Below are 3,929 nucleotides of genomic sequence, written 5' to 3'. Positions count from 1 at the left end.
CTTGGTGAGATTACGCACCTGACGCAACACGGCATCGTCGGTCTGGCGCTTCTTCTGGATTCTGACTTCACTGCGCCGGCGGCTGTTGTTGAGCAGCTCGAAGGCGTCCTTTCCAGACAGTGCCGGGCCTGCGGTATGAAAGCTGAGGCGTCCGGCGGCATACAGCCGCCCCAGGATCAGCAGGGTTTCTTCTGTCGGCCAGCCGAAGGGTCGGTTACTGAAGCGCTCCAACAGCGGATTAAGTGGCACTGGCTCGCTACCATGCAGGCTGATGTACTGCTCGACTTCACGTACTGCCTGGGGGTTGCCTTCCTCGCCGTCCAGGTCGATGGCCTGCTGGCCGATATTGTCGGCGGTCATTACGGCGACAAGCTCGCGCATGGGGTCTGGCGTGAGCTGTTGCAGGTAGCCCAGTTTGCTGTAGGTGTTTTCCAACAGATACTGGCAGGCGTCATCCAGGCGGCTGCCAAGCTGGCTGCGGTTGAGGTCGAGCTTCTGGCCCAGGGCGTAAACGTCGGCATCCAGCAGCATGCCTTCCAGTCGTACCAACAGATGCTTGCGTCGCTCCAGGTTTTCTCGGCCACGGTCGGCCAGAATGCGCTCGATGCTGTTATCGCCCGAGGCGGTATTCAGCCGGATGAATTTCTCGGTCTTTAGATAGGTGCGAAGATCATCGAAGAAGGCCTTGTTGTCACCCAGGCGAAACAGCACCTGACCGCTGTCTTCTCCACTGCGATGGAGGCAGCCCGCCTCACCGCTGTGCACCGAGTAGCGGTGCGTGTAGTCGATATCCAGCGGCGATACCACTTCCACGCGGAGTTGACCCTTCAGGCGGCCATCAATGGTGTGGCCGTCCAGGTAGCGGCCAATGCTGTAGTCGGTTTTATTGAGCGGATAGCGGTACTTGTTGCGGTCGCCCAGGCGGTCGCGATAGATCATCTCGGCCAGTAGTTTGTTTTCATCGCTGCTGGTGATCTCGGTAGCCTTGATCTGGCGCGTGATGTCGCGCTCTTCGTTGGTGAGGAACAGGAATTCTTCCCCGTTGCGAGTGACCAAACTTTCTTTTTCCAGCCGCGCCAGAGTGGCTTCCAGGCGCTCGCGAATTGCCAAGCGGTCGTCGTCGATGCGGGTGATGGAAAGCGTCACCAGGTTGTCCAGCGTGCCCTTGACCAGATCGACGTAACGGATCATGAACAGGGTGCGCAGGATCTCCACGTCGAACGCTTCCAGGGCACGGTTTTCGCTGGCCTGGTCGATGGTGCGTTTGACGGCGGTATCCAGAAAGCCTTCCACCGCGCGGTAGAAGCGGTGCATGGGTATCAGGGTGCCGATGGGTTGGTCGCTGACCGACTTGGCGGCCATCTGGAAGGCGTCGAGCATCGAGCGCTCGCCGTAGGCCAGGTGAGCACCGGTGGCCCCGACCTTACGGATTTCTTCGAAGACTTTCTGAACCAGCTGAAAGTGGTACGGCACGAAGGGGTAGTTGGCTACGAAGCTGTCCTGGCCGTCGACATTTCTGAGCGTGGGGCCGGAGCGGTCGAAGGTCAGCTGGTTGCGTAAAATGGTGCCTTGTTCGTCATATACCCGGGCGAGCTCGTCAGCGGCTTCAGGCGTCTTGGCCAGCAGCCGCTTGCGGATGACTTCGTCGGAGTTTGAGCTGGACAGCGACAGGCGGGTCTTGAAGCGTCCGGCGATCTTGGAGAAGTCGTTGGCCTTGGCGGCGGTCATTTCGCCCAGCACGGCGTCCATGTCAGCCTGAGAGGTGACCACGATCCAGGCGCGACCGCCGCAGATGGTGCCCAGGTTCTCGGTCAGCGTTTGCAGGGTCAGCATCAGGCGGGTATCGCTGCCGATGAATTGGCCCACTTCATCCACCATGAAGACGATGCGTTGAGTCGGGGACTTGGCGTCCAGGTAGTCTTTCACCCAGCGGCAGAAGTTCTCCACCGAGACGCTGAAGCTTTGCTCGGATCCCTCAAACCATTTGTGGGTAGCATCCGGCGAGAGATTCAGCACCTGGCTAAGCGCCTGCTCGATATCGTCCTGATAGAACTGGTAGCCATCGCGCTCGTCTTCCCAGGCCATGCCACTGGACTGCTGGAATGCCTCACGAAAGCGCTCCAACATACCGCGCTGGGCCAGATGGCGTTCCATGTGGGCGATATGCGGGTGATCACCGCTGAAGCCCTGGTATTCGTTGAACACGCGAAGGAAGACGTTGAGGATCGGGTTGCCGTCGTCGTTGGAACTGGCCTTGCTGTCGATGTTGAACAGGATGACATCAGCGGGCTGCTGCACCGCCTTGGTGACGTCGGCGCGAATCATCGCATCGTGCAGCTTGTGCTCATCAAAAAACTCGGCAGCGCGGCGGCGGTTACCGGCCTCGTCTTCGGCCTCGATGTTGGCCAGCAGATAGGACAACGCCTTGAGGAAGTGCGACTTACCCGACCCGAAGAAGCCCGAGACCCAGACGCCGACACGGTTGGCGATGGAGGGATCATTCAGCGGCGTGGCATAGGACTCGAAGAAGGCGCGGAAATGCGTCTCCAACTCGTTGGTCACCACGTACTCATCGAGTTCCTGGTAGACGGTTTCACGGTCTTTCTGATCCGCTTTTACTACGCCATTGATGGCGCGGTGCAACGGCTTGAGAAAAAGATCCTGAATCTGCATGGGGGTATCGGTTCCTTCCTGGACTCAAGGGCCTGAATTTATGGAATAAAAGCTGCGCTGCTCCTGCATTTTTATTTATGGTGCGAGCTGGAATGCGCGGTAATACGGGTTGCTGGTCACGCGGTTGAATAGCGTCAGTTGTTGGCCGTCGTAACCGCCGGGATAGAAAAGCACCAATGGCTTGTGCCCCAGCTTGCTATGCAAGGCGTTAAGCAGGCTGTGGGCCCGCATCAGCGGCCAGACGCTGCCCACGCCGGATATCAGCACCATATCAGGATTATCCGACAGAGCGTGTCGGAGCAGGTAAGGGGAAAACTTGTCCATGTGTAACGGACCGCGCAGCGCCTTGAGCAAAGCGGCATCACCCTTGGCCTGCTGCATGGCAATGGCTTTATCCAGAAAGCCACGCTCTTGCAGATAATCACGCAGTACACTCAGCAGGTTGACGTGATCGACCTTTAACTCCGCGTGCTGGCGGGCCAGCAGGTCGTCCAGAAATGTCAGGTACTCACGTACCTGAAGTTCTTTTTCTGGCGGGTAGTCGAAGATCCAGAAGCCGATTTCGCCACTCAGCCTTTGGCCCGAAAGAAAAGCCTCGCTGGTGATCTTCTCCGGAATCTGATTAAGACGATCGCGCAGCTGATCATCAATCGGATTCGACGTGGCTTGTTGTAATGAAGGCAATGGCTTGTTCCTGACATGACTGTGCGGGATCTGGGCAAATTTTTGTCCGCAAGTGCGCGGGGTATTCTGTGCCGGGCACACTACCGCCCCCCTCAAGACACTCCCGTAGACGGCGCGAAAGTGCTTAGCGAGGGCGCAAGGCGAGCAGGCAGTGGCGGATTCTGTCCTGACGATGACGTTCAAGCAGTGCCAGAACATCGTGGCGAACCACCAGCGGTTGTATTCGACGATGACGATTGTCTGTTATTAAGCCTACTTCGCATAGCATGCGAAAGACTACTTGCCCCATCTTTTTGCGTGAGGAATCAGCCCAGCGGGCTATGGTCGGGTCGCGCTCGGTGCGCTCGGTAAGAAACTCTTCCCACAGATAGGGCTGCAGAGCTTCAGCGCGGGTCACAAACGCATCGGCCACTACGCTTTCCAGGAACTCCAGCAATAACAGATTGCGGGCCAGTGCCGCACAGAATGCGACTTGGGTGGCCAGCTGTTCGTCGCCGTGACTTAGCGCTTGCCAGAATGGCGGCTCCAGGCGCTCAAGGCGTTTGCGAATCGCCTGGGCTATGCGTTTTGCC

Annotated in this window: 3 protein-coding genes; all 3 read right to left on the bottom strand. The window is 58.3% G+C overall.

Going from position 1 to position 3,929, the window contains the following annotated elements; genetic code table 11:
• On the bottom strand, positions 1–2,673 hold a 2,673-nt coding region (brxC, locus tag ACT3R4_RS18190), incomplete at its 3' end, for a BREX system P-loop protein BrxC (RefSeq protein ID WP_496201285.1).
• Between the two features lie 75 nt (positions 2,674–2,748).
• Positions 2,749–3,438 carry a DUF1788 domain-containing protein gene (locus ACT3R4_RS18185; protein ID WP_496201286.1) on the bottom strand — a complete coding sequence of 230 codons (690 nt, stop codon included), beginning with the start codon at positions 3,436–3,438 and terminating at the stop codon, positions 2,749–2,751.
• 43 nt (positions 3,439–3,481) lie between these two features.
• Positions 3,482–3,929 (bottom strand): BrxA family protein (locus ACT3R4_RS18180; RefSeq protein WP_496201287.1); only part of this gene is annotated, 448 nt, incomplete at its 5' end.

Source organism: Halomonas sp. AOP7-E1-9 (assembly GCF_052376035.1).
Taxonomy (GTDB): Bacteria; Pseudomonadota; Gammaproteobacteria; order Pseudomonadales; family Halomonadaceae; genus Vreelandella; species Vreelandella citrativorans.
Note: the sequence above shows the minus strand (reverse complement) of the source record. Positions and strands in the feature narration are given on the sequence as shown.